We start from the raw sequence: 3169 nt of genomic DNA, 5'->3' as shown, positions 1-3169 counted from the left end.
GCCGTCCGCGGCACCAGCGCGACGCCCATCCCGGCCGCGACCATCGCCCAGATCGCGTTCCAGTCCGCGGCCGCGTGGGCCTGCTCGGGGACGAAACCGGCACTCTCGCAGGCGGTGGTGGTGATCTGTGACCAGGGGCCGCTGCTGCCGAAGATCCAGGGCTCCCCGGCGAGATCGGCCAGCCGCAACCCCGGCTCGGCGGCCAGCGGATGGGCCGCGGGCAGCGCCACGTCCAGGGGGTCGGCGAGCAGCGCGCGGCGGCTGAACCGGGGGTCGCACGGGGTGGGCGCGTGCGCCGCGAGCGACAGCGCCAGATCGACGCTGCCCTCGGCCAGCAGCTCGTACGCCGCCTGGGCCTCGGCCTCCCGTACGACGACGGTGAGGTCCGGGACGGTGCGGCGCAGTTCCTGGACGGCGGGCACCACCAGCGCGGGGATCGCGGTGGCGAACGCGCCCACCCGCACCCGGCCCGCCTCGCCCCGCAGATGGCCGCGCAGTTCCGCGTCGGCCCGCTCCAGCCGGGCGAAGACCTCGTCGGCGTGGCGCAGCACCAGACGGGCCGCCTCGGTCAGCCTGACCCGCCGGCCGTGGGCCTCCAGGAGGGGCACCCCGAGCGCCCTGGACAGGCCGGACAGCTGCTGGGAGACCGCGGAGGGCGTCAGGTGCAGCGCCTCGGCGGTCGCGGTGACCGTGCCCAGATCGTGGAGCGTGCGCAGGACGCGCAGCTTCTTGAGGTCCCAGTCGGCCATGCGGGCAGCGTAAGGGCTGCCCCGTCAGGGACGACGGGACAGCCCTTACGCATACGTGGCGCCGGTCAGCGCCGCGCCTCCCGGCGGGCGAGCAGCGCGGCGCGGCGCTCGTCGAACCTGCGCGCCTGGCCGTCCAGTCCGCCGAGGTACGCGCCGAGTTCGTCCTGCGCGGCGAGGCCCTCGGGGCCCAGGCCGCCGATCGACAGCACCTTGAGGTGGCGCAGGACGGGCTGGAGCACTTCGTCGTGATGGATGCGCAGGTTGTAGATGCCGCCGATGGCCATCCGGGCGGCGGCGCGTTCGAAGCCGGGCATGCCGTGGCCGGGCATCCGGAAGCGGGTGACCACATCGCGTACCGCGCACATCGTCGGGTCCGGCGCCAGCTCGAACGCCGAGGCGAGGAGGTTGCGGTAGAAGACCATGTGGAGGTTCTCGTCCATGGCGATCCGGGCGAGCATCCGGTCGCACACCGGGTCGCCGGAGTGGTGGCCGGTGTTGCGGTGCGAGATGCGGGTGGCCAGTTCCTGGAAGGCGACGTAGGCGATGGAGTGCAGCATGCTGTGGCCGTTGTCGGACTCGAAGCCCTCCGACATGTGGGCCATCCGGAAGCGTTCCAGCTCCACCGGGTCGACCGCGCGGCTGGTGAGCAGGTAGTCGCGCATCACGATGCCGTGGCGGCCCTCCTCGGCGGTCCAGCGGTGCACCCAGGTGCCCCAGGCGCCGTCGCGGCCGAAGAGTGTCGCTATTTCGTGGTGGTAGCTGGGGAGGTTGTCCTCGGTGAGGAGGTTGACCACCAGGGCGGTTCTGGCGATGTCACTGACCTGGGACTGCTCGGGGGCCCATGCCTCGCCGCCCAGCACCCCGTCGAAGTTCCGGCCGTCGCTCCAGGGCACGTACTCGTGCGGCATCCATTCCTTGGCCGCCTTCAGATGCCGGTTGAGTTCCTTCTCGACGACCTCTTCGAGCGCGTGGAGCAGGCGGGCGTCGCTCCATGCGGCCTGGCCGCGCGAGGCGGCGGGGCTGACGGGGGCAGTGGTCACGGGAACTCCTGGGGACGGCGACGACCTACGGCACCGTAGGTTCTGACTTACGGCTCCGTAGGTTACGGCATCGTAGGTTGTGCCGGAGCACGCCCCTCTCCGCTTGAATTCACCTTTAGAACACCGCATTTCACCCATGGGCAAACAAAAAGGTGCCCCGCGGTTCCTGGGAACCGCGGGGCACCTGAAGCGTCGGCGACGCCCGGCGTCAGGCCTTGGGGCCGGCCTGCTTGCGGGACTGGTCCAGCATCATCACCAGACCGGCGATGACCAGGAACAGCACGATGGGGGCGACGACGTAGAGGCCGAGCGTCTCGGCGACACTCAGACCCGGACCCGGGTCGTCTCCGTCGTCGCGGGTGAGCGCAAACGCGGGGGACGACATCAGCAGCATCAGCGCGGTGCCGGCCGTGACGGTTCCGGCGCGCAGGACATTCTTGTTGACCTTGTTGCTCACGAACTCAACGTATCGGACGCCCCGCCGCCCCGCGCGCCCGGGGTCGGGTGACCGCGTCCGCACCCCGCCGACCTGCGTCAACCCGCGCCGCCCGCTCCCCACCCGCACGAGGGACGACCGCCGGGCGCGCCTCAGACCTGCCGGACCCCGGCCGCCGACGGCTCGCAGGTCAGCGGCGGCTCGGCGGCCATGGGGGCCTCGCTGGTGAGCGGGGCGGCGTCGGCGAGCGGGGGTTCACAGGTCAGCGGCGGCTCGCCGAACGGGGCGAAGCCGCGGTCCGCGAGACCGGAGTCGGGGCCGGGGACGCCCGCGTAGCGGTCGGGTTCCCGCAGGCCGTCGCTCTCCGGGGTGGCGGCCAACGCGTCGAGGAGCAGTTGGGCGGATGCGGCCACAAGGGCCTCCCGTACATCGGCAATGGGACACGTCTGGCCCTACCCCGCCGGCACTGCCGCAGACGTCAGGGCCCTCCGAAGGTGTCCCACGTCACACCGGGCGTTTTCCCGTGCGGGCCGCCGGACGGCGCAGAGAGGGGGGACGAAAGGGGCATCGGGCGGGAAGTCCTCCGGGTCGGCGGAAACCGGCGGGTGGTGCCGCGACGCCTTTCCGGGCGCGGTTGACACCCCTGCCGCCGCAATGGTGGGCTCACGGGCGAAGGTCCGTCCGGGAACACCGGCCCGGGCGCCGGCAGGGCGGCCGCGGGCATCGTCCCGCCATCGCCGCCACCGTCCCGCGCCAGGGTTCCCGCCATGGCCGCGGGCGCCGCCGTGTGCCCCGGGGACGGCCCTTCGGACGCCGGGCCACAGGCGAGGGCCCGGGTGGCGGGGAGCGCCGGCACGCGCCGGCGGACGTGACGGGTACGAGGAGCAGCCGTGCGGGTCCGGGGCATGTGGGGCGTCGGCAGGATCGACGGGAACGGCCGGGGG

Annotated in this window: 4 protein-coding genes; all 4 read right to left on the bottom strand. The window is 73.2% G+C overall.

Annotated features, from left to right (window positions below):
- A partial coding sequence (locus AC51EU_RS28950) for a LysR family transcriptional regulator (protein WP_496270057.1) occupies positions 1 to 749 on the bottom strand: 749 nt, incomplete at its 3' end.
- A 65-nt stretch (positions 750 to 814) separates the two neighbouring features.
- Positions 815 to 1789 carry an acyl-ACP desaturase gene (locus tag AC51EU_RS28945; RefSeq protein WP_496270056.1) on the bottom strand — a complete coding sequence of 325 codons (975 nt, stop codon included), beginning with the start codon at positions 1787 to 1789 and terminating at the stop codon, positions 815 to 817.
- Between the two features lie 208 nt (positions 1790 to 1997).
- Positions 1998 to 2246: a hypothetical protein gene (locus AC51EU_RS28940; protein ID WP_496270055.1), complete on the bottom strand. Its 249-nt coding sequence runs from the start codon at positions 2244 to 2246 to the stop codon at positions 1998 to 2000.
- A 131-nt stretch (positions 2247 to 2377) separates the two neighbouring features.
- A complete protein-coding gene (locus tag AC51EU_RS28935; RefSeq protein WP_496270054.1) occupies positions 2378 to 2638 on the bottom strand; it encodes a hypothetical protein in 261 nt (86 codons plus the stop codon).
- Positions 2639 to 3169 lie beyond the last annotated feature (531 nt).

This window comes from Candidatus Streptomyces philanthi (genome assembly GCF_059553635.1).
The sequence above is the reverse complement of the archived record's forward strand: the minus strand, read 5'-3'. Positions and strand labels throughout refer to the sequence as shown.